The sequence below is a fragment of the Kribbella sp. NPDC104740 genome, assembly GCF_055583505.1.
The window spans coordinates 1,193,961-1,214,728 of record NZ_JBVJNV010000002.1 but is presented as its reverse complement, the minus strand read 5'-3'; the positions used below and the strand labels follow the sequence as shown (position 1 = coordinate 1,214,728).

General features: G+C 70.9%; 21 protein-coding genes. 10 read left to right on the top strand and 11 right to left on the bottom strand.

Annotated elements, in window-relative coordinates; translation table 11 throughout:
* The first annotated feature begins 6 nt into the window (after positions 1 to 6).
* Entirely contained in the window at positions 7 to 990 is a 984-nt protein-coding gene (locus ACZ6Z4_RS15145) for a LacI family DNA-binding transcriptional regulator (protein ID WP_465563150.1), read from the top strand.
* Positions 987 to 2,468, top strand: a complete 1,482-nt coding sequence (locus ACZ6Z4_RS15140) for an arylsulfatase (RefSeq protein ID WP_465563145.1) — start codon at positions 987 to 989, stop codon at positions 2,466 to 2,468. The genes ACZ6Z4_RS15145 and ACZ6Z4_RS15140 overlap by 4 nt, the downstream gene beginning before the upstream one ends.
* Here the strand turns inward: ACZ6Z4_RS15140 and ACZ6Z4_RS15135 are convergent.
* Entirely contained in the window at positions 2,437 to 3,132 is a 696-nt protein-coding gene (locus tag ACZ6Z4_RS15135; RefSeq protein WP_465563141.1) for a hypothetical protein, read from the bottom strand. The genes ACZ6Z4_RS15140 and ACZ6Z4_RS15135 overlap by 32 nt on opposite strands.
* Positions 3,132 to 3,635, bottom strand: coding sequence for a SigE family RNA polymerase sigma factor (locus tag ACZ6Z4_RS15130; protein ID WP_465563138.1), 504 nt, complete (start codon positions 3,633 to 3,635; stop codon positions 3,132 to 3,134). The genes ACZ6Z4_RS15135 and ACZ6Z4_RS15130 overlap by 1 nt, the downstream gene beginning before the upstream one ends.
* A gap of 152 nt (positions 3,636 to 3,787) precedes the next feature.
* On the opposite strand from ACZ6Z4_RS15130, the gene ACZ6Z4_RS15125 reads away from it, so the two are divergent.
* Positions 3,788 to 5,245: a glycosyltransferase family 87 protein gene (locus ACZ6Z4_RS15125; RefSeq protein WP_465563135.1), complete on the top strand. Its 1,458-nt coding sequence runs from the start codon at positions 3,788 to 3,790 to the stop codon at positions 5,243 to 5,245.
* Here ACZ6Z4_RS15125 and ACZ6Z4_RS15120 read toward each other — a convergent pair.
* Genes ACZ6Z4_RS15120 through ACZ6Z4_RS15100 form a run of 5 tightly spaced genes read right to left on the bottom strand, consistent with a single transcriptional unit; the run spans position 5,242 to position 9,616 of the window.
* Positions 5,242 to 5,499 (bottom strand): WhiB family transcriptional regulator, encoded by a 258-nt coding sequence (locus ACZ6Z4_RS15120; protein ID WP_465563131.1) that lies wholly within the window; start codon positions 5,497 to 5,499, stop codon positions 5,242 to 5,244. The genes ACZ6Z4_RS15125 and ACZ6Z4_RS15120 overlap by 4 nt on opposite strands.
* Positions 5,500 to 5,509: 10 nt before the next feature.
* Positions 5,510 to 6,367, bottom strand: coding sequence for an ATP-grasp domain-containing protein (locus ACZ6Z4_RS15115; protein ID WP_465563126.1), 858 nt, complete (start codon positions 6,365 to 6,367; stop codon positions 5,510 to 5,512).
* A 38-nt stretch (positions 6,368 to 6,405) separates the two neighbouring features.
* Positions 6,406 to 7,719, bottom strand: a complete 1,314-nt coding sequence (locus tag ACZ6Z4_RS15110) for a glycosyltransferase 87 family protein (RefSeq protein WP_465563124.1) — start codon at positions 7,717 to 7,719, stop codon at positions 6,406 to 6,408.
* Positions 7,716 to 8,960 carry a DUF2064 domain-containing protein gene (locus tag ACZ6Z4_RS15105; RefSeq protein ID WP_465563122.1) on the bottom strand — a complete coding sequence of 415 codons (1,245 nt, stop codon included), beginning with the start codon at positions 8,958 to 8,960 and terminating at the stop codon, positions 7,716 to 7,718. Before ACZ6Z4_RS15105 ends, ACZ6Z4_RS15110 begins: the two co-directional genes overlap by 4 nt.
* Entirely contained in the window at positions 8,957 to 9,616 is a 660-nt protein-coding gene (locus ACZ6Z4_RS15100) for a glycosyltransferase family 2 protein (protein WP_465563119.1), read from the bottom strand. Before ACZ6Z4_RS15100 ends, ACZ6Z4_RS15105 begins: the two co-directional genes overlap by 4 nt.
* 102 nt (positions 9,617 to 9,718) lie before the next feature.
* Here ACZ6Z4_RS15100 and ACZ6Z4_RS15095 point away from each other — a divergent pair, with 102 nt between their 5' ends.
* Positions 9,719 to 10,417, top strand: coding sequence for a response regulator transcription factor (locus ACZ6Z4_RS15095; RefSeq protein ID WP_465563116.1), 699 nt, complete (start codon positions 9,719 to 9,721; stop codon positions 10,415 to 10,417).
* Complete coding sequence (locus tag ACZ6Z4_RS15090; RefSeq protein ID WP_465563113.1) at positions 10,414 to 11,550, top strand: sensor histidine kinase; 1,137 nt, start codon at positions 10,414 to 10,416, stop codon at positions 11,548 to 11,550. Before ACZ6Z4_RS15095 ends, ACZ6Z4_RS15090 begins: the two co-directional genes overlap by 4 nt.
* On the opposite strand, the gene ACZ6Z4_RS15085 is transcribed toward ACZ6Z4_RS15090, so the two are convergent.
* Both ACZ6Z4_RS15085 and ACZ6Z4_RS15080 read right to left on the bottom strand, forming a co-directional pair.
* Positions 11,531 to 12,568 (bottom strand): NAD-dependent epimerase/dehydratase family protein, encoded by a 1,038-nt coding sequence (locus ACZ6Z4_RS15085; RefSeq protein WP_465563110.1) that lies wholly within the window; start codon positions 12,566 to 12,568, stop codon positions 11,531 to 11,533. The genes ACZ6Z4_RS15090 and ACZ6Z4_RS15085 overlap by 20 nt on opposite strands.
* A complete protein-coding gene (locus tag ACZ6Z4_RS15080; RefSeq protein ID WP_465563107.1) occupies positions 12,565 to 13,416 on the bottom strand; it encodes a phosphorylase family protein in 852 nt (283 codons plus the stop codon). Before ACZ6Z4_RS15080 ends, ACZ6Z4_RS15085 begins: the two co-directional genes overlap by 4 nt.
* 77 nt (positions 13,417 to 13,493) lie before the next feature.
* Between ACZ6Z4_RS15080 and ACZ6Z4_RS15075 the strand changes: the two genes are divergently transcribed.
* On the top strand, positions 13,494 to 13,982 hold the full coding sequence (locus tag ACZ6Z4_RS15075; RefSeq protein ID WP_465563104.1) for a hypothetical protein: 489 nt from the start codon (positions 13,494 to 13,496) through the stop codon (positions 13,980 to 13,982).
* Positions 13,979 to 14,938, top strand: coding sequence for an RNA polymerase subunit sigma-70 (locus ACZ6Z4_RS15070; protein WP_465563101.1), 960 nt, complete (start codon positions 13,979 to 13,981; stop codon positions 14,936 to 14,938). Before ACZ6Z4_RS15075 ends, ACZ6Z4_RS15070 begins: the two co-directional genes overlap by 4 nt.
* On the opposite strand, the gene ACZ6Z4_RS15065 is transcribed toward ACZ6Z4_RS15070, so the two are convergent.
* Complete coding sequence (locus ACZ6Z4_RS15065; RefSeq protein WP_465563098.1) at positions 14,920 to 16,578, bottom strand: bifunctional 3'-5' exonuclease/DNA polymerase; 1,659 nt, start codon at positions 16,576 to 16,578, stop codon at positions 14,920 to 14,922. The genes ACZ6Z4_RS15070 and ACZ6Z4_RS15065 overlap by 19 nt on opposite strands.
* Before the next feature lie 75 nt (positions 16,579 to 16,653).
* Here ACZ6Z4_RS15065 and ACZ6Z4_RS15060 point away from each other — a divergent pair, with 75 nt between their 5' ends.
* Positions 16,654 to 18,009 (top strand): aminotransferase-like domain-containing protein, encoded by a 1,356-nt coding sequence (locus ACZ6Z4_RS15060; RefSeq protein WP_465563094.1) that lies wholly within the window; start codon positions 16,654 to 16,656, stop codon positions 18,007 to 18,009.
* 78 nt (positions 18,010 to 18,087) lie between these two features.
* Positions 18,088 to 18,987, top strand: coding sequence for a pyridoxal 5'-phosphate synthase lyase subunit PdxS (gene pdxS, locus ACZ6Z4_RS15055; protein ID WP_465563090.1), 900 nt, complete (start codon positions 18,088 to 18,090; stop codon positions 18,985 to 18,987).
* 45 nt (positions 18,988 to 19,032) lie between these two features.
* Here pdxS and ACZ6Z4_RS15050 read toward each other — a convergent pair whose 3' ends face one another.
* Positions 19,033 to 19,704, bottom strand: a complete 672-nt coding sequence (locus tag ACZ6Z4_RS15050; protein ID WP_465563087.1) for an SDR family oxidoreductase — start codon at positions 19,702 to 19,704, stop codon at positions 19,033 to 19,035.
* Positions 19,705 to 19,825: 121 nt separating this feature from the next.
* Between ACZ6Z4_RS15050 and ACZ6Z4_RS15045 the strand changes: the two genes are divergently transcribed.
* The gene (locus ACZ6Z4_RS15045) at positions 19,826 to 20,764 is read left to right on the top strand and encodes an AraC family transcriptional regulator (protein WP_465563084.1); all 939 of its coding nucleotides are present in this window, start codon (positions 19,826 to 19,828) and stop codon (positions 20,762 to 20,764) included.
* Positions 20,765 to 20,768 lie beyond the last annotated feature (4 nt).

Below are 20,768 nucleotides of genomic sequence, written 5' to 3'. Positions count from 1 at the left end.
TCCTTCATGTCCGACCGACCGACTTTGCGCACCGTCGCCGCCGAGGCCGGGGTCTCGATCGCGACCGTCTCGTACGTGCTGTCCGGGCACGAGCGGGGCCGGACGATCTCGGCGACCACGGCCGACCGGGTCCGCGACGTCGCGACCCGGCTCGGCTACCGGCGCAACGACGCGGCCCGGGCGATCCGCACCGGCAAGTCCGACCTGGTGCTGCTCTCGCTGACCGTGCTCGCCGATCCGTGGTCGCAGGCGGTCGCGGCGACCGTCAACGAGCGCGTCACGCCGCTCGGCAAGACCGCGCTGATCGTCGCCGACGGCGACTGGCGGACCCTGCTGGCCAACCGGACCCCGGACGTGATCTTCATCGACAACGTCGACCCCGAGCCCGAGGTGGTCGCCGAGTTGGAGCGGTTCGCCGACCGCGGCGTCCAGATCGTCGCGTTCAGCGAGGTGCTCGAACCGCGCGGCTTCGACGTGATCCGCTCCGGCGCCGAACCGACCTGCCACCTCGCGATGGAGCACCTGCTCGAGCGGCACACGAGGATCGGCGCGCTCACCTCCGAGAACCACCGGCTGACCCGCTTCCGCGCGTACGTCGAAGGCCTGGCGGCCGCCGGGCTGCCCTACCGAGAGGACGACGTCGTGGTCTTCGAGCGGCACCCCGAGAGCGCGTACCGGGCCGCGATGTCCCTGCTCACCAAGGACGACCGCCCGACCGCCCTGTTCTGTACGACGGACTTCGCGGCGATCGCCGCGGTCCGCGCCGCGCACCGGCTGCGGCTCGACGTACCGGGTGACGTAGCCGTGATCGGCGTCGGCAACACCCCCGACGGTGAGCACCTCGACCCGTCGTTGTCGACGGTCGGACCGGTCGGTTTCAACGAGGCCCTGGCCGACATCCTGGTCGGCCGGCTGACCGACCGGGAAGGGGCCCCGGGCAAGGTGTTCGACTTCCCCTGGCAGCTGATCGTCCGGGAGTCCACCCGATGAGCCGGCCGAACGTCGTCCTGATCTGCGTCGACGAGTGGCGCGGCGACGCGCTGTCCTGCGCCGGCCACCCGTACGTCGAGACGCCGCACCTGGACGAGCTGGCCCGGTCGGGCGTGCGGTTCAGCAACGGGTACTCGGCGACGCCCACGTGTGTGCCTGCGCGGGTCGCCTTGTTCACCGGCCAGTCGCAGGAGTCGCACGGCCGGGTCGGGTACCAGGAGGGCGTGCCGTTCGAGGCCGCGCACCCGGTGACCGTGCAGGGCGAGTTCAAGAAGGCCGGGTACCACACGCAGGCGATCGGGAAGATGCACGTCTGGCCCGAGCGGGCGCGGCTCGGCTTCGACGACGTCGTACTGCACGACGGGTTTCTGCACTACGCGCGGCGGACGCAGCGGCGCGACTTCGGGTTCTTCGACGACTACGTGCCCTGGCTGCGGCGGCAGCCCGGCGTGAGCCCGGACGCGGACTACTTCGACCACGGGGTGAACTGCAATTCGGTGGTCGCGCGACCGTGGGACAAGGCCGAGGAGCTGCACCCGACGCACTGGATCGGGACGCAGGCCGTCGAGTGGATGTACCGGCGGGACCCGACCAAGCCGTTCTTCCTGTACCTGTCGTTCCACCGCCCGCACCCGCCGTACGACCCGCCGCGCTGGGCGTTCGAGCAGTACGACGCGCTGCCGGCGTACCAGCAGGTGCTCGGCGACTGGGAGAGCGCCTGGGACGAGTTCCGGCAGGACGGGGACTACCAGGCCGCGATCGGCGAGCTGCCGAACCGGGTCGTCCACCGGGCCAGGGCCGGGTACTACGGGCTGATGGCGCAGATCGACCTGCAGGTGAACCGGATCCGGGAGTCGCTGGCGGAGTTCGGGCTGCTGGAGGACACGGTGATCGCGTTCACCTCCGACCACGGCGAGATGATGGGCGACCACCGGATGTTCCGGAAGTCGGTGCCGTACGAGGGGTCGGCGAAGGTGCCGTTCATCGTTGCTGGTTCTCGGTCGGATGCGTCCGCTGTGCGGGGTGCTGTGGTGGACCAGGTGGTCGAGCTGCGGGACGTGATGCCCACGCTGCTGGATCTCGCGGGGTTGCCGATTCCAGAGTCGGTGGACGGGAAGTCGCTGGCGGGGTTCGTGCGGGGTGAGGCTCCGGAGGTGCGGGAGTGGCTGCACGGGGAGCACGTGTACTGGGATCAGTCGCTGCAGTGGGTGACTGATGGTCGGGTGAAGTACGTGTGGGGGTCGGCGAAGGGGGTTGAGCAGCTGTTCGACCTGGTGGCCGACCCGGGGGAGCTGCACAACCTGGTCGATGAGGCGCCGGAGCTGCGGGCGTTGTGGCGGGGGCGGTTGATCCAGGATCTGACCGGTCGCGAGGAGGGGTTCGTGGAGGACGGGGAGCTGGTGACCGGGCGGCCGGTGACGACGATCTTGGAGCACACGCGGCGGCTCATTTCGGATTCGGCACCTGCGGGTCCATGACCAGGGCGACCAGGTCGTCCACGTCGATGTCGTAGAAGAAGTTGCCGGGCCGGTCTCCCGGTGCGCTGGCGTCCTTGTCGAGCAAGGCCGCGACCAGAACACCGCCGGGCCTGGAGGTGCTGGCGAAGTAGGCGCGGTCGTCGCGCTGCCCGACCCTGACCTGACGACCGGCGACGGTGATCACCGAGCAGCTGGTGAAGGTGGAGAGTTCTCCGCGGATCGCGCAGCGGTCCGGGTCGTTGCCCCAGGTGTCTCCGGCCCTGGTCACCTCCAGGATCGCGACCGTGCCGTTGGCGTCCGTCGTCTTGACCGCCGGCGGGGCGGCATCGAGGTAGCGCGAGACGACGATCGGTGACTTCTGCGGTCCGAGGTGGTTGTGCAGCACCATGGCGATCGGCGTCATGGTGGGCAGTTCGACGAGGTGAGAATAGGGCGCCGGGCTGCTCGCGACCTCCGGTGCTTGGCCGGTGGTGGTGGAGCGGATGCCCGTGAGCGTCGCGGCGACGGCCACGGCCAGCGTCAGCACCGTGGAGGCGGCGACCGCGACGCGGCGGCGGGCGATGCGGCGGCGGCCGGCGGTGATCAGGGCGTCGGGGTCGAAGCCGAGGTGGCTGGTGCGGTCGGCGCTGGTGGCGAGGCGGGTGATCAGGTCTTCGTCGTTCATCAGCATTCCTCCGGCAGCAACGCGGGGGACAGGTGGGCTCGGAGGTTGTTGAGGGCCTTGGCGCTCTGACTCTTGACCGTGCTGGCGGTGACCTGCAGGTCGGCGGCGACGTCTTCGATGGGGAGGCCCATCCAGTAGCGCAGGACCACGATGCGGCGTTGTTTCGGGGCCAGCTGGGACAGCGCGGCGACGAGCTCGTCGCGGTCCTCGAGGGCGAAGTCCGGGGGCTCGACGACCTCGGGCAGTTCCGCCGTACTGCGTTCGCGGCGCCAGGCGCGGCGGCTGGAGTCGATGGAGGCGTTGACCAGGATGCGGCGGACGTAGGCGTCCTCGCTGCCGGAGCGCTGGACCCGCGGCCAGGCGACGTACAGCTTGGTGAGCGCGGTCTGGACCAGATCCTCGGCGGTGTGCAGGTCGCCGCAGAGCAGGTAGGCGGCGCCGAGCAGGCGGGACTGTCTGGTCAGCACGAACTCGGTGAACTCGCGGTCGCGGCGTTCGCCCATCGGGGGTCCCGTTCTGGCGGCGGTCGGTGGTCAAGCCTAGATACGGATCGGGTCGCCGCCAGGACGCCTCGGTGTCGGTTGCGCATGCCGGAAGGGTTCCTGGGTAACCTGGCGGGCGCCGCCTGCCCCGGCGGCCGATCCGATAGGAGACGATGTCCCCCGTGACCTCACGTGACGCCCAGGACGCGCAGGCCCGGCCGGCTCCGTCGGAGACCGATCCGGCCGTCGCGGGCCTGACGGTCGGTCTGGGTGGCCCGTCCGGGCGGTTCGCCCGGTTGAGCTCCTCGTGGTGGACGCCGCTGCGGATCGCGCTGGCGGTCTGCACGATCACCTTCGCGCTCGGGGTGCTGCAGAAGGCGCCGTGCATGGAGAAGGGCTGGGACCGGCAGGACTGGCGGCCGTTCAAGGCGCTCTGCTACTCCGACATCGGCTACCTGTACCAGGAGCGCGGTTTCGCCGAGGGCAACCGGCCGTTCCTGGACACCGGGAACTACCCGGTCCTGGAGTACCCGGTGCTCACCGGCGGCTTCATGGAGGTCGCGGCGCAGATCACCTGGCTGTTCACCGGCGACCCGAAGCACGACGTCACGGTCGAGCAGAAGCGCGACACCGCCGGGGTGTTCTTCGTGGTGAACATCGCGCTGCTGTTCGTCTGCGCGCTGCTGCTGGTCGGGCTAACCGTCGCGACCGCTCGCGGGGTCGCGTCGCGTCCGGGCGCGGCCCGGGGGCAGCCGCTGGACGCCCTGTACGTCGCCGCCGCGCCGGTGCTCGCGCTGACCTCGACGATCAACTGGGACCTGTTCGCCGTCGTACTGACCGCTGGTGCGATGTGGGCCTGGGCGCGCGGGAAGCCGATCTGGTTCGGCATCCTGCTCGGTCTCGGGACGGCGGCGAAGTTCTACCCGTTCCTGCTGCTCGGCCCGCTGCTGATCGTCTGTCTGCGTGGCCGCAAGCTCTGGCCGTGGTTCCAGGCGACGGTCGCGGCGGTGGTCGCGTGGGGTCTGGTGAACGCGCCGATCTACCTGCTGGCCAAGAACGAGTGGATGTCGTTCTGGGTCTTCAACGACGAGCGCGCGAGCGACTACGGCTCGATCTGGTACGTGCTGAAGCTGGCCAACCACGAGGTCGCCGACGTCAACAAGCTGAACATCGTGATCTTCGCCGGGCTCTGCCTGTCGATCGCGATCCTCGGCCTGATGGCGCCGAAGCCGCCACGGTTCGCGCAGCTGGCGTTCCTGGTGGTGGCCGCGTTCCTGCTGATCAACAAGGTGTACTCACCGCAGTACGTGCTCTGGCTGCTGCCGCTGGTCGCCCTGGCCCGGCCGAAGCTCAGGGACTGGCTGATCTGGCAGGCCTGCGAGTGCTTCTACTGGATGATGGTCTGGCTGCATCTGGCGCAGTTCCTGGCGCCCGGTACGCCGGACGCACCGGACAAGATCTACTGGTTCTCCGTCGTGCTGCGGATGGCCGGCACGCTCTACCTGATGCTGGTCGTCTCCCGCGACATCCTGCTGCCGGAGAAGGACCCGGTGCGGCAGGGTGACCTGGTCGACGACCCGGGCGACGGCGTCGAGTCGGACCTGCCGCCGCGGGAGCGGGTCCCGGTCTAGGCGGCGGAGCCGGGCTTGCCCCGGCGGCGGCCTTCGAGGAAGCGTTCACCGGCGGCGGTGCCGGTGAACTTGGTCCGGCGGGCCCACGCGTAGCACTCGGCCAGCACCGGGCACTCGTTGAGGCAGAGCCGCCGGGCGGCCTTCTGCTCCCACTGGCTGGCGGTCTCGTCGTACGCCGGGCCCTGCCCGATGCAGGCGGCCCGGCTCATCCACTGGTCGGCAGGATCCACGATCACGGTCAGCGTCGGCCTCATGGCCGAAAGACTACTGATTCAGTGCACTTACAATGCTCCGTGTCAGATGCTGGTACGCCGCCGGGTGCTCGGGCAGGAACAGGTAGGGCTCGATCAGCTCGAGCTCCATCAGCAGGAACCGGCCGTTCGCGACGATGCCGTCGACGCGGGCGTACGGCGTACCGGTCGCGCGGGCCGCGGCCAGGGCGTCGGTCGCGCCGCCGAGCACGACGGCCGGCGGCTCGGCGAGCTCGGCGGTGCCGCCGAAGTCGTCCTGGACCCGGTAGTCGCCGGCCTTGGGCCGCTTCACGACCGCGTGCGAGAAGGCGCCGCCGAAGAACATCAGCGACCACTCGCCGGCGGTCTGGATCTCCGGCTGGAACGGCTGCACCAGGTAGACGGTGTCGGGCAGGTCGTCCATCGCGCGGCTGAGCTCGTCGGAGCCGGCGACGCCGCGGACGGTGTGCGTCGCGCTGGCGCTGACGGTCGGCTTGATCACGACCTCCTGACCGGACAGGCCGCCGACGACCTCGCGCAGACAGGCCCCGGCCGCGACCTGCGACGGCACGATCGCGACACCGCGCTCGCGCAGCTCGAGCAGGTAGGACTTGTCGGCGTTCCAGCGGACCACGTCGGAGTCGTTGAGGACCCGGACGCCGGCCTTGTCGAGCTGGGCCAGCCACTCGGTGAACTCCAGGAACCGGGTGTGGTAGTCCCAGACCGAGCGCAGCAGCACGGCGTCGTACGCCGACCAGTCGACCGACGGGTCGGTCCAGAGCTCGACGCCGGGCTCGAGCCCGGCGGAGCGCAGCGCGGTGACGAGCGGCAGGTCGTGCTCGTGCAGGTCCGGGTGCTCGGCGGAGGTCGCGAGAGCGATACGCACGGTCACGGTGGTGCCTTTCGGGTGCAGCCTTCGAGGCTCCGTGGCTACGGCGCCCGGATCAGTGTCCGAGCGGCACGGCCAGAAATCAACCTGGTTGGTGCTGCCGGATGACTACGGAGTGTAGTTGCGGCGATGACGATCGACAAGGCCGCGAGGTGGATCAGACCCTGGCGGACGTCGTGGCCGGCGCTGGCGTAGGCGAGGTACGCGGCGAGCGGTACGGCGATCCACTCGGGGCGGGCGGCGAGCACGGCCAGGGCGATCAGGGGAAGGCCGTACCAGGGGTACGTCGGGGTCGCGAGCAGCAGCGCCGCGCCGTACAGCCAGCAGGCGGTGACGGCGGTCGGGCCGCGGCGAAGGGCCAGCACCGCGAGTGCGGCGGCGATGAGCACGGCGACCAGTTGGCGGGGCTCAGGAGGCAGTACCAGCGCGAGAATCGCGTACCGGGTGCTGCCGTCGGAGAAGCCCTCCTGCCGCAGGTAGCCGGGGAGGAAGCCGATCACGAGCGGGCCGGCGACGGCGAGGTGCGGGAGGTAGCCGGCGAAGAAGGTGCCTAGGGCAAGGAATTTGGGGCGGAGGCGCGGGATCGCGGGGAGCAGCAGGAGCGGGAGGAGCTTGACGGCGCCGGCCGCGCCGAGCAGGACGCCGGTGAGCCAGGCACGGCGCCGGGTGAGGGCGGCGATGATCAGGAGCGCGGCGAGGACGTCGACGTGCGCCGAGCTGCCGGCTTCGAGGGCGACGATCGGTGACCAACCCCACAGGGCTGCCCAGCGTGGATCGCGGCCGCGCCGCTTCAGCTCTACAGCGAGTAGCCAGGTGAGCGCGACGGCGATCGCCGCCGCGGCCAGCTGGAGGCCGAAGGTGCCGGCCGACCAGGGAGTGAGGAAGGCGACCACGGTGAAGTAGGCCTGGGCGACCGGCGGGTAGATGGTCGGCACGTGCGGGCGGTTGATCCGGGTGCGGGGGTCGTCGTCGAAGGAGGCGTCGGCGCGTGGTGGGCCGGTGATGCCGGTGCGGTCGGTGGGCGTGAGGCCGGGGAAGAGGATCGGGTCGCGGAGCTCGGCGAGGGCGTCGTCGAGGGGGACGTGCGTGTACGGCGAGGAGCCGGAGAGCTGGACGCGGCCGTCCCAGACGTAGCGGTAGGCGTCGGTGCTGGTGATCGGCGGGTGGGTGAGGGCGGGGACCTGGCAGAGGGCGGCGCCGGCGACCAGGAGGAGGGTGGACTTGGTGCCGCCTCGCCAGATCAGTACGAGCAGCAGCGCGGTGGTGGAGATCAGTACGGCGTTCGGGTGCCAGCCGTGGACGGCGGTGACGATCACCGCCGTACTGCAGATGACAGCTGTGATGAGTGTCTTCATGAGGCCCGGAAGGTGAGGAAGGCGCGGTGCGGGGTTCGCCAGTCCTCGGTGGGGTGGAGGCCGGCGGTGTGGGCGTGGCGGAGGACGGCGCGGGTGCCCAGGCGGGCCCAGGGGAGTGGGTGCGACCGGCGGCCGGTGCTGGTACGGAGGACGATCGGCTGGGTGTCGTCGAGGTCGTCGTCGGGGTCCACCTCGACCAGTACGATGCCGTCGGGGCGGATCAGCTCGGCGCAGCGCCGCAGTAACGCCTCCGGGCGGCCGCCGATGCCGATGTTGCCGTCCATCAGCAGCACACTGCCCCAGCGTCCCTCACCGGGAAGCGCCGACTCGACCGGCCGGAGCAGCGCCGGTGCACCGCGCTTCGTCGTCAGCCGGACGGCCTGCTCGGAGATGTCCACACCGAGCGCCGCGATGCCCTGCTCCGCAAGGGCCGTCACGATCCGCCCCGGCCCGCAGCCGATGTCCAGCACTGGTCCCTCGCAGCGGCTCAGCGCCAGCAGATCGGTCTCGTCGGCAGGAGCGCTCCAGCGATCCATCTCACTGAGTGAAGGCACCATCCGCCCGTCAGTGCCGGTAGCAACGACCTCTACTCCGTCCAGCGCCCGCTCGAACAGCAGCGCCGGGTGAGCCGACGTCTGCAGCCTCCGGTGCAGCCGCGACACCCGCAGCTCCGGGTACGCCGCAGCGATCACCGCTGCATCCACCGGAGTGTCCATGTCCCGCAGCGTGGGCAGCAGCTTCACGCTGTAGCCCAGCGCCTGCAGCCGCGTCAGCTGGTCGCGCCCGGTGTGGTCGGTCGACATCGGTACGCCGACCAGTGCCCAGCGATCAGGTGTGCGCAGCCCGAGACACCAGTAGCCGCCGTCCTCGGTCAGCCCGAGTACGGCGTCGTGGCTGTCCCAGTCGGCGCTCAGCAGCGCAGGGGTCAGCTGCGGCGTGTCCATCCCGACCAGCAGCATCGGCGTCCCGTCGTACGCGTCCTCGAACGCGCCTGCGAGCCGCTCGTCGAGCCCGTCGCCCCGCTGCGGCACCACCGCGAAGTGGTCGGGCAGCCAGGACCCTGCCTCGCCGTCGAGCGCCACGACGTACCGGTCGGCCGGTGTCGCACTGACGGCGGCCAGGGTGTCGGAGAGCGAGGCCCGGGCGAGTGCTGCCGCCTCCTGCGGAGTGAACTCGGACTGCAGCCGGGTCTTCACCTTGCCGGGCTGCGGCGCCTTGGCGATCACGATCAGTGTGGTCATCGGGCCAGCACCTTCGACATGTCCTGCACCGCGCGCAGCGCGCCCAGCGGCGTACCGGTGACCTTGGAGCGTCCCGAGCGCGGCAGATAGTCCACGTCGACCTCTGCGATCCGCCAGCCGGCGTCAGCGGCCTTCACCACCGTCTCCAGCGGGTAGCCGGATCTCCGGTCGACCAGCGCCAGCTCCAGCAGCGCCTCCCGGCGAGCAGCCCGCATCGGCCCGAGGTCGTGCAGCTGTACGCCGGTACGCCGCCTGATGCGCCGCGACAGCTCCGCGTTGGCCAGCCGCAGGTGCCACGGCCAGACCTGTCGCGAGACAGGCCGCCGCCGCCCGACCATCAGGTCGATCCGGCCGGACAGCACGGGTGCTGTGACCCGAACGAGCTGCCGCGGGTCCAGCGAGGCGTCGGCGTCCAGGAAGGCCACGACGTCGGCCGTCGCCGCCTCCAGCCCGGCGTGGCAGGCCGCGCCGTACCCGCGCTGAGCCGAGTGCACCACCGTGGCGCCCAGCTGCAAGGCCAGCGGCCCCGAGCCGTCGGTGGAGCCGTTGTCCACGACAACGGCCCGGACGCCGTCCGGGAGCCGCCCAAGCACCCAGGGGAGCGCGGCGGCTTCGTTCAGGCACGGCAGGATCAGATCGACCTCGGCAACAGACACCTCTCGACCGTAGGGAGATTCGTCACTCCCGCGGGGTGTTCAGCGCCTACAGCTCCCTTACGGCTCCTCGTCATCGGCTGCGGAGCACCTAGGCTCACTACCGTGGCTACTCGTGTGCTCGTGGTGGACGACGACCCGACCGTCTCGAACGTCGTCTCGGCGTACCTGACCAAGGCCGGGTACGACGCCCGCGTGGTCGCCGACGGCGTGACGGCGGTCGAGGTGTGGCAGCAGTGGAAGCCGTCGGTGGTGGTGCTGGACGTGATGCTGCCCGGGCTGTCCGGTCTCGAGGTGCTGCGCCGGCAGCGCGCCGCCGACGACGGCGCCGCGGTGATCATGCTGTCGGCCCGCGGCGAAGAGGAGGACCGCCTGGTCGGGCTGGAGTTCGGCGCCGACGACTACGTGGTGAAGCCGTTCAGCCCGCGGGAGCTGATCCTGCGCGTGCAGGCGATGCTGCGCCGCGAGGAGCGGCTGGCCGGGCTCGACCTGACGCCGACCAAGCTGCACTCGGGGCCGGTGATCATCGACACCGCGGCCCGGATCGCGACCCTGGACGGCGCCGAGCTGTCGCTGACGCACCGCGAGTTCGACCTGCTGGCGTTCCTGGTCGCGCACCCGGGCAAGGCCTACACGAAGGTCGAGCTGCTGCGCCGGGTCTGGGGCTGGGACTTCGGCGACTCCTCGACGGTGACCGTGCACATCCGGCGGTTGCGCGAGAAGATCGAGGCCGACCCGTCCGACCCGAAGCTGGTGCTGACCGTGCCGCGGACCGGCTACCGGTTCGTCGGTGACGCGCAATGAGTCGCGACCAGGCGATGATCCTGGCGCTGACGGCGCTCTGGACACTCGTGGTCGGCGCCATCGGTGCGGCGGTCCTGTGGCAGTTCCGGCGGCGTTCGCTGCGGGTCACGATCATCGTGGTCTCGCTGGCTCCGCTGGCGGCCGCGCTCGCAGCGGTCGGGCAGAGCGTGCGGGCGATGTTCATCTCCGCCCACGACTCGCTGGTGGTGCTGTGGACGCTGGCCTTCTCCGGGTTGCTCGGCCTGGCGATGTCGGTGGTGCTCGCGCACTGGATCAGCACGGGCTCGCGGGACGTCGGGCGGCGCCTGCGACACCTCGGTACGTCGTACGAGGCAGTGGGCGTTGCTGCGAACGGCAACGTGCCCGCTGAGCTGGCTGAGCTGACTGACGAGCTGGAGTCGACCAGGGCTCGCCTGGCGGCCTCCCGGGAGCGGGAGCGGGCGCTGGAGTCCAGCAGACGTGAGCTGGTCGCCTTCATGTCCCACGACCTCCGTACGCCGCTGGCCGGGCTGCGGGCGTTGTCGGAGGGGCTGGAGGACGGGGTCATCGAGGACGTGCCGGGTGCGCTGCGGCAGATGCAGACGACCGTGGACCGGATGACCGGGCTGGTGGACGACCTGTTCGAGCTGTCCCGGCTGTCGACGGCTCCGCCGCCGCGGCGGCGTACGGCGGTCAGCCTGCGTGAGCTGGCCGAGGACGTGGTGGGGGAGACCGCTGAGCATGCCCGGGCGAACGGGGTGACGGTGGCGGTGAATGCACCGGATGACGACGATCGGCTGGCGGTGCACGGCGACGGGGACGAGCTCACGCGGGCTGTGACGAACCTGGTCGGCAACGCGATTCGCCACACGGCTCCTGGCGGCACGGTGAAGGTGAGCGTCGACCGGGAGGCCGACGGGCGGGTGCGGCTCGCTGTGACCGATGGCTGCGGCGGGATCTCCGACGACGACCTGGAGCGGGTGTTCGACATCGGGTGGCGTGGCGACGAGCAGCGGACGCCGGCGATGGCGGGGAGCAGCAGCGGTGGCGGGCTGGGGCTGGCGATCGCCAAGGGTGTGGTGGAGTCGCACGAAGGGACGATCGGGGTCACCAACGTGCCGGGTGGGTGCGAGTTCAGTATCGATCTGCCGTGAGCCGGCGGATGCCGGTCGTCAGGTCGTAGGTGGGCTTCCAGCCCAGGGCGTCGCGGAGGCGCTGGGAGCTGGCGGTGATGTGCCGGACGTCGCCGAGGCGGTACTCGCCGGTGATGATCGGCGCTGGTCCGTTGAGGGCTGTGGACAGCTCGGTGGCGAGGTCGGCGATGGTGTGGACCGTGCCGCTGCCGACGTTGTACGCCGTGATTGCGTCCTGGGCGGCGATGGCTGTGGTGGCTGTGGCGGCTGCGGTGGTGACCGCGGTGGCGATGTCGTGGACGTGGACGAAGTCGCGGCGCTGGGCGCCGTCCTCGTAGACGCGCGGGGCTTCGCCGCGGGCGATGGCCGAGCGGAAGAGCGACGCGACGCCGGCGTACGGGGTGTTGTGGGGCATGCCGGGGCCGTAGACGTTGTGGAAGCGCAGCGCGGTGACGCGGCTGCCGGTCTCGCGGGCCCAGGTCGCGGCGAGGTGTTCGCCGTTGAGTTTGGTGGCGGCGTAGGTGTTGCGCGGGTCGGTCGGTGCGGTCTCGTCGACGAGGCCGGGGCGCAGCTGCTCGCCGCAGATCGGGCACGGCGGCTCGAAGCGGCCGGCGTCGAGATCCTCGGTACGGCGGGGGCCGGGGGCGACGTGGCCGTGGCGGTCGCACTCGTAGCGGCCCTCGCCGTACACGACCATCGAGCTGGCGTAGACGAGGTTGCGGATGTTCGCCGCGGCCAGTTGCTTGAGCAGGATCGCGGTGCCGAGGCTGTTGCTGGAGACGTAGTCGTCGATGTCGTCGAGGTGGACGCCGAGACCGACCTTCGCGGCGAGGTGGATGACGGTGTCGACGCCGCGCAGCGCCGCGGCCACGGCGTCCGGGTCGCGGATGTCGCCGATGGTCAGGTCGAAGTCGGGTGGGGTGCTGTGGACGTCCGGGCGGAGCGAGTCGAGGACGACGGGGTCGTGGCCTTCGGCGAGGAGCTGGGCGCGGACGTGCTGCCCGATGAAGCCGGCGCCGCCGGTGAGCAGGACCCTCACCGGACCAGCTCCGCGGCGGTGCCGTCGAGGGAGTGGTGACAGCTGCAGTCGCCGGTCGGGAGGTCTTCGATCGCTCTCGTGAGAAGGGCCTTGAGGCGCTCGATGCTGCGGCCGAAGACCTCGAACACCTCGGCCTGGGTGACGCCCTCGCCGGCGACGATGCCGGCGTCGTGGTCGGTGACGACGGCGATCGAGGTGTAGCAGAGCGCCAGCTCGCGGGCGATGGAGGCCTCGGGGGCGCCGGTCATGCCGACCAGCGACCAGCCCTGGGCTGCATGCCACTGAGATTCTGCCCGGGTGGAGAACCGGGGGCCGTTGATGACCACCATGGTTCCACCATCAACCACCCCGCTCCCGCCTGTCCCGCTCCCGCTTGTCCTCCCCTCGCCTTCTCTCCCTCCCCCGGAGGGGCTGGAGGGTGAGGGGAAGTTGCTGGTGGCAATTACTGTCCCGCGGGTGGTGGGGCAGTACGGGTCTGCTGATGAGGTGTGGATCGGAGTGTCGTACACGGTGTGCTCCCGGCCCCACGTGCGGTCGACGTACTGGTCGGGGACGACGATCGTGCCGGGGGTCAGTTCGGGGCGCAGCGAGCCGACGGCGCAGGGGCCGAGGACGGTGCGGACGCCGAGCTCGCGCAGCGCCCACAGGTTGGCGCGGTAGTTGACCTTGTGCGGCGGGAAGCGGTGGTCGGCGCCGTGGCGGGGGATGAAGGCGACTTCCCGGCCGTTGACCTCGCCGACGACGGGCGGCTCGCTGGGCGGGCCGAAGGGCGTCTCGACCGGCACCGGACGCGCGTCGGCCAGGAACGAGTAGAAGCCGGAACCACCGATCACACCGATCTCTGCCATGCGTTCGAACCTAAGCGCCGGCCCGGCGCCGCGGACCGAATACCGGGGGATCGTCAGCACCCCGTAAGAATGGGGCCGTGGAGCTCTCCGGTGTGCTGCTGCCGGTCGGTGCTGCCGTGCTGCTGATGGTCATCCTCTACGGCAGCTGGACAGCCGGCCGGCTCGATCGGCTGCACCACCGGGTCGCGACCGCACGGGCGCGGCTGGAGACAGAGCTGGCGCGCAGGTCCGCGCTGGTCGCCGAGCTGGCCGGTAGTGGCGTGCTGGATCCTGCTTCGTCGCTGCTGTTGCTGGACGCCGCTCATCGGGCGCGGACCGCGCCGGAGGCCGAGCGGGAGCATCGAGAGTCTGCGCTGACCCGTGCGATCGCGGCGACCGGTACTGACGTGCAGCCGTGGGCGGGGGAGCTTTCGGCCGCCGTACGGCGGGTGCAGCTGGCGCGGCGGTTCCACAACGACATCGTGGTGTCGACGCGGGACCTGCGGACCCGGCGGCTGGTGACCTGGTTCCGGCTCGCCGGGCATGCGCCGATGCCGGCGACGATCGAGCTGGAGGACGGTAGTTGACCGACTTCGCGGAGGAGGCCGAGCGCTACCGGCACGAGCTGCGGGTGCACTGCTACCGGATGCTCGGCTCGTACGACGACGCCGAGGACCTGGTTCAGGAGACCTACCTGCGGGCCTGGCGGGCCCGGGCGAGCTTCGAGGGCCGCTCCACTGTGCGGGCCTGGCTCTACAAGATCGCGACCAACGCCTGCCTCGACACCGTACGACGGCCGCGCGTACTGCCGTACCAGCTGCAGCCGTCGGGTGGTGATCAGCAGGCCGCCCGCGACGACCTGCCCTGGCTGCAGCCGTTCCCGGACCTGCTGCTCGACCGGGCCGAGGAGCCGGACGCGCAGGTGATCCGGCGCGAGACGATCGAGCTGGCGTTCCTCACCGCTGTTCAGCAGCTTTCGCCGAGGCAGCGGGCGGTGCTGATCTTTCGGGACGTGCTGGGCTGGTCAGCCAAGGAGACCGCGGAGGTGCTCGATCTGTCGGTTGCTGCGGCGAACTCGGCGCTGCAGCGGGCGCGACCGGCTTTGCGGGAGCATCTGCCGGCCAGGCGATCGGAGTGGTCGGCCGAGGCTTCGGCTGACGAGCAGGCGTTGGTGGGGAAGTACATGGCGGCGTACGAAGCAGGAGACGCTGCAGGGCTGGCCGCGCTGATGCACGAGGACGTTCGGGTGACGATGCCGCCTTACCCGTTCTGGTACAGCGGGCGGGCGAGCGCCGAGGAGGTGTTCGCGGCGAACTTCGAACCAGGTGGGCCGGCCAACCGTGGTGCCTGGCGGTTCGTTGCTGTGGGCGTCAATCGGCAGCCGGCCGTGGCCGCGTACCTGCAGGCGGCGGGTGCGGATGCGTTCCAACCATTCGCAGTGATCGTGTTCCGGGTCGAGTACGGGCTGGTGGCCGAGATGACTGCGTTTGAAGGCGTCGACTTCACAACATTGGGTCTGCCGGACTACTTGGCGTCCGCGTAGCACTCGACGATCGCCGTCCCGAACGGGAAGCGGGTCGGCGTCGCCCCGAAGCAGAGCGTGCCCGCGAGATCTCCGGCGGCCTGGATCGCGGCGGCGACCTGCTCGGCCTCCTCGGCGGGGCAGTGCACGATCACCTCGTCGTGCTGGAAGAAGACCAGCTCGGCCTTGAGGCTCGCGATCGACTGCCGCAGCGCGGCCATCATCAGCACCGCCCAGTCGGCCGCGCTGCCCTGGACGACGAAGTTGCGGGTGAAGCGGCCGCGGGCGCGCGCCTGGCGGCCGTCGACCTGGAGGTCCTCGGCGGGCGGGCCCTCCAGCTGCGCGGCGTCGAGCTGGGAGCCGGACGGCGGGCAGGTCCGGCCGAGCCAGGTGCGGACCAGGCGGCCCTCCTCGCCCGCGCGGGCCGCGTCGTCGACGTACTGGACGGCCTTCGGGAACCGCTTGCGGAGATCCGCGAGGTTCTTCAGCCCGTCGCCCGACGTCTGGCCGTAGATGGCGCCGAGCACGGCGATCTTGGCCTTGTCGCGGTTACCGGCGAAGGCCTTGTCCGAGACCGCTTTGTAGAGGTCGGCGGCGTCGCCCGCGACCTGCATGAACGCCTCGTCGCGGGAGATCGCGGCGAGGATGCGTGGTTCGAGCTGCGAGGCGTCGGCGACGACCAGGCGCCAGCCCGGGTCGGCGACGACCGCGCGGCGGATCACCTTCGGGATCTGCAGCCCGCCACCGCCGTTGGTGACCCAGCGGCCCGAGACCGTACCGCCCGGGACGAAGCCGGGGCGGAAGCGGCCGTCGTGGACCCAGTCGTGCAACCAGGTCCAGCCGTTCGCGGTGTAGATCCGGTAGAGCTTCTTGTACTCGATCAGCGGCTCGACGGCCGGGTGGTCGATGGTCTGCAGCTCCCAGCGCCGCGTGGTGCTCAGCTGGTACCCGGCCTGTTTGAACGCCTTCAGTACGTCGGCCGGCAGGTCCGGCCGGACGCGACGACCGAACGCGGCCGAGACCTGCTCGGCCAGCTCGGTCAGACGCCGCGGCTCGCCGCCGCCGGCGTACCGCTCACCGAGGAGCTCGCTGAGGAGGGCGCGGTGGTCGTCGGCGCTCCAGGGGAGCCCGGCCCGGTCCATCTCGGTGGCGATCAGCCAGCCGGAGGACTCCGACGCGGTGAGCAGGCGCATGCGGTCCGGGTGCTCGGTGTCGTGGTGGCGGCCGAGCTGGTCGGCGTACACGCGCAGGAGGGCTTCGAAGGGGAGGGACGCGGTCTCCAGGTCGAAGAGCGAGGACTGCTCGCCACCTGGCTCGGTGGCGCGCATGGGTGGGTCGGCGGGGACGGGTTGGTTGGTCAGGCGGGCCCAGGCCGCTGCCGCCGAGCGGGGCTCACCCAGCCGTCCGGCATGCCCGAGCAGCAGTCCCTCGGTCGTCTCGATGTCGTAGCAGCGCTCCACCCGTACGCCGGCCGCCAGCAGCCTCGGGTAGATCTCGGCGGTCGATCGCCAGACCCAGCGGGTGACCTGCGGGCGCGAAGCGACGGCAGTGGGGAGGTCGGGCTCGTGAACGATCTCGCCGGCCGGTTGGCCGTCCGGATGCAGGGCAACGAGCGTCGCGCCGCCGCCTTCTGCCGGGGCAATCGCCCACCGCTCGTCCACGGAGAGATCCTCGCACCCGCCACCGACAGTCCGATGGTTCCACTGCGATCAGGCCAGTGCTGTCAGACTGGACTCATGTGGCGGGGGATGGATCTGGACCCGGGGGACGGGAACCGGACCGAGCAGGTCGAGGCGCTGGTGCTGCGGCGGATCGAGCGGGGGGACCTGTCGATCGGGTCGCGGCTGCCGTCGGAGCGGGTGCTGGCCGAGCGGCTCGGGGTGAGCCGGGTGACGGTGGTGCGGGCGCTCGACCAGTTGCGGGCGGACGGCGTACTGGAGACTCGGCGGGGGTCGGGGACGCATGTGCGGCCGCTGGACCGGCTGCTCGATCCGATCGCTCCGGTGTCGACGGTGACGCCAGGGGACCAGCCGGTGCTGGATCTGCGGTTCGCGACGACCGCGGCGCCGCATGATGTGGCTGAGGTGGCGGCGCAGATCGTGGCGGAGGGGCTGCCGCAGGCGATGGGTGGGGACGGGCCGCCGCCGGGTGGGTCGCTGGAGTTGCGGACTGCGCTGGCTGAGCGGCTGACGCTGGAGGGTGTTCCGACCGAGCCGGGGCAGCTGACGCTGACAGTGGGTGCTGCGGCCGGGCTGAACGCGGCGCTGGCCGGGCTGGACGTCGGGCCGGGAGTGGCGATCACCGAGACCCCGACGTACCCGGCTGCGTTCGACCTGCTGCGCAACCACCGGCTGGATGTCGTCGGCTGGCCTGCTGGGGTCTGGGACACCGATCAGCTCGCGCACCTCTGCCGGCGGCACAAGCCGAAGGTCATCTACCTGCAGGCCGACAACCACAACCCGACCGGGCTCAGCCTGCCGGCGGACCGGCGTACGGCGGTGGTGGAGATCGCCCGGCGGTACGGGGCCGCGCTGATCAGTGACGAGACCATGCGGCCGCTCTGGCTGGCCAGTGGGAAGCAGGCGGATCCGCTGAGCCGGTACCCGCGCACGGTGAGCGTCGGGTCGCTCAGCAAGACGGTGTGGGGAGGGCTGCGGGTCGGCTGGGTGCGGACCGGGCGGCAGCTGCGCCGGAAGATCAACACCTCGGCGCAGCTGAGTGTGACGTCGCCCAGTGCGCTGGACGACCTGCTGGCGCTGGCGATCCTCGGCCGGCTCGACCGGGTCATCTCACGGCGCAAGACCCGCCTCCGGGCCAACCTGGCGGCGCTGGAGACTGGGCTGAAGGGCGTGCCTGGAGTGGCCTGGGCGACGCCGACCGGTGGCATGACGTTGTGGTTGGAGCTGACGGAGGTCCGCTCGCGCAAGGTGCTGGAGGCGGCGCGCGAGCAGGGGTTGTTGCTGGGGGCAGGAGACCTGTTCACCCCGGACGGGACCGACCGGCGGCACCTGCGGATCCCGTTCACCGCGCCGCCCGCGACGCTGCGGCTGGTGGTGGCCCGGCTGACGGCCGCGTTGGCTCAGTCCAGTTGATCCGAGGTGGACTGATCGTTGGGGTGACCGGCGGCCTAGGCTGATCGGCGTACCCCAGCTCATCAGGAGGACCCGGAAGTGACCGAGAACACCGAACCGCAGACCGGCACCGTCAAGGTCAAGCGGGACATGGCGGAGATGCTCAAGGGCGGCGTGATCATGGACGTCGTCACGGCCGAGCAGGCCAAGATCGCCGAGGACGCCGGTGCGGTCGCGGTGATGGCGCTGGAGCGGGTCCCGGCCGACATCCGGGCCCAGGGCGGCGTCTCCCGGATGAGCGACCCGGACATGATCGACTCGATCATCGGCGCGGTCTCGATCCCGGTGATGGCCAAGGCCCGGATCGGTCACTTCGTCGAGGCCCAGGTGCTGCAGAGCCTCGGCGTCGACTACATCGACGAGTCCGAGGTGCTCACCCCCGCCGACTACGCCAACCACATCGACAAGTGGCAGTTCACGGTGCCGTTCGTCTGCGGCGCGACCAACCTCGGCGAGGCGCTGCGCCGGATCACCGAGGGCGCGGCGATGATCCGCTCTAAGGGCGAGGCCGGCACCGGCGACGTCTCCAACGCCACCACCCACATGCGCCAGATCCGCCAGGAGCTGCGCCGCCTGCAGAACCTCCCCGAGGACGAGCTGTACGTCGCCGCCAAGGAGCTGCAGGCGCCGTACGAGCTGGTCAAGGAGGTCGCCACCCTCGGCAAGCTCCCGGTCGTGCTGTTCACCGCCGGCGGTATCGCCACCCCCGCCGACGCCGCGATGATGATGCAGCTCGGCGCCGAGGGCGTCTTCGTCGGCTCCGGCATCTTCAAGTCCGGCAACCCGGCCCAGCGCGCCGAGGCGATCGTCAAGGCCACCACCTTCCACGACGACCCCGACGTGATCGCCAAGGTCTCCCGCGGCCTCGGCGAGGCGATGGTCGGCATCAACGTCGACGAGATCCCCGAGCCGCACCGCCTGGCCGAGCGCGGCTGGTAAAGGCTTGTAGCCCCGTGGAGGTTGGTGCTCCACGGGGCGTTTTGTCTATCCCGCCAGCGAGGCCTTGGCCTGGCGGGTGGGCTCGTCGGCGAGGATCTCGGTCAGGTCCGCCTCCAGGCCGTCGAGGGCGGTGCGGATCACGTCGGCGGGGTCGTTCTTCGGTACGTCGTACCCGGCCATCATGTCGGTGTCGGTCGCGGCCAGCAGGAGGCCGCTGACCAGCGTGCCCTGGGCGGCGAGCTCGTGGCGGATGCTGTTGGTCAGGCTGAACTGGGCGGCTTTCGCGGCGGCGTACGCGCCGGCCTCGGGCATGCTGACGATCGAGAGGACCGACAGGACGTTGAGGACCGCGCCGCCGCCGTTGGCTCCGAGGATCGGGGCGAAGCCGCGGACCATCCCGAGGGTGCCGAAGAAGTGCGTCTCGAGCTGACGGCGGATCACGTCGAGGTCGCCGTCGATCAGGTTCTCGGGGCCGCCGATGCCGGCGTTGTTGATCAGCAGATCGACGTCGGGTGCCTGTGCAACGGCTGCTGCGACCGCGGCCGGGTCGGTGATGTCGAGGCGGACCTTCTCGACGCCCGGCAGGTCGATCGAGTCGGGGTTGCGGGCGGCCGCGTAGACCTTCTTGGCGCCGCGGGCCAGCAGTTCCTGGGCGAAATGGCGGCCGAGGCCGCGGTTGGCTCCGGTGACGAAGGCGGTGGTTCCGGACAGCTTCATAGGGGTTTGCTCCAGTGGTTTCGGTTGACTGAGACCACCGTAGGAAGCAGCCGCCGCTACACCCGATGCTTGTTTGGCGCATATCAATAGCCGTTTGTCGCAGTCGGCTAGATTTGTCGACATGGATCTGTTGGCTGACGCGTTGGCCGTGGGCGGCGTTCGTGGAGCACTGGGCGCCCGCGTCGAGGGGGCCGACCCGTGGGGTGTGTTCTGGGACCCGGTCGACCGGGCGGTCATCTACGTCGTCACCGCGGGCACGGCCTGGCTGGATGTTGCTGGGCGTGACCCGCTGCAGCTGATGCCGGGTGACGTCGTGCTGCTGCCGACCGGCGCGAGTCACGTGGTCAGCAGTACGCCGGGCATGGCGGCGCCGGCCTGCAGTTACGTGGTGCCCGCCGACGCGAGTGAGAGCGGCGCGGTGCTGCGGCTGGGCGCGGGAGAGGTGCGGACGCATCTGTTGGGGGCGTCGTACGAGTACGACCCCGCGGTGTCGACGCCGGTGCTCGGTGCGCTGCCTGCTGTGGTGCACCTGCCGGGCGACCACAGCGGGAGCTGCTTGGACGACACCATCCGGTTGCTGGCGCGTGAGCTTGCGCACCCGCAGATGGGGACCGCGATCGTGCTGGACCGGCTGATCGACATCCTGCTCATCCAGCTGCTGCGGGTCTGGCTGGCCACGCATCCCGAGGAGGCCAAGCAGTCCTGGCTGGGCGTTCTCGACGACCCGCTGCTGAGTGCGGCGCTCACCAAGATCCACGGCGACCCGGCCAAGCCCTGGACGACAGCGCAGCTTGCGGACGAGCTGTCGGTGTCGCGGGCGACGCTGTCGCGCCGCTTCCAGGCTCGTACTGGGCAGAGCCCGGGGGCCTACCTGACGAACTGGCGGATGGACGTCGCCGCTAGCCGGCTGCGCGAGTCGGACGACACGTTGGAGACCATCGCCCGCTCGGTCGGCTACACGTCGGTGTACGCGTTCAGCCGGGCCTTCACCCGGGCGCGCTCGCAGGCGCCCGGTCGCTACCGGAGTGCTGTACGGCGTACGGCTGCCGCGGTCGGCTAGCGTC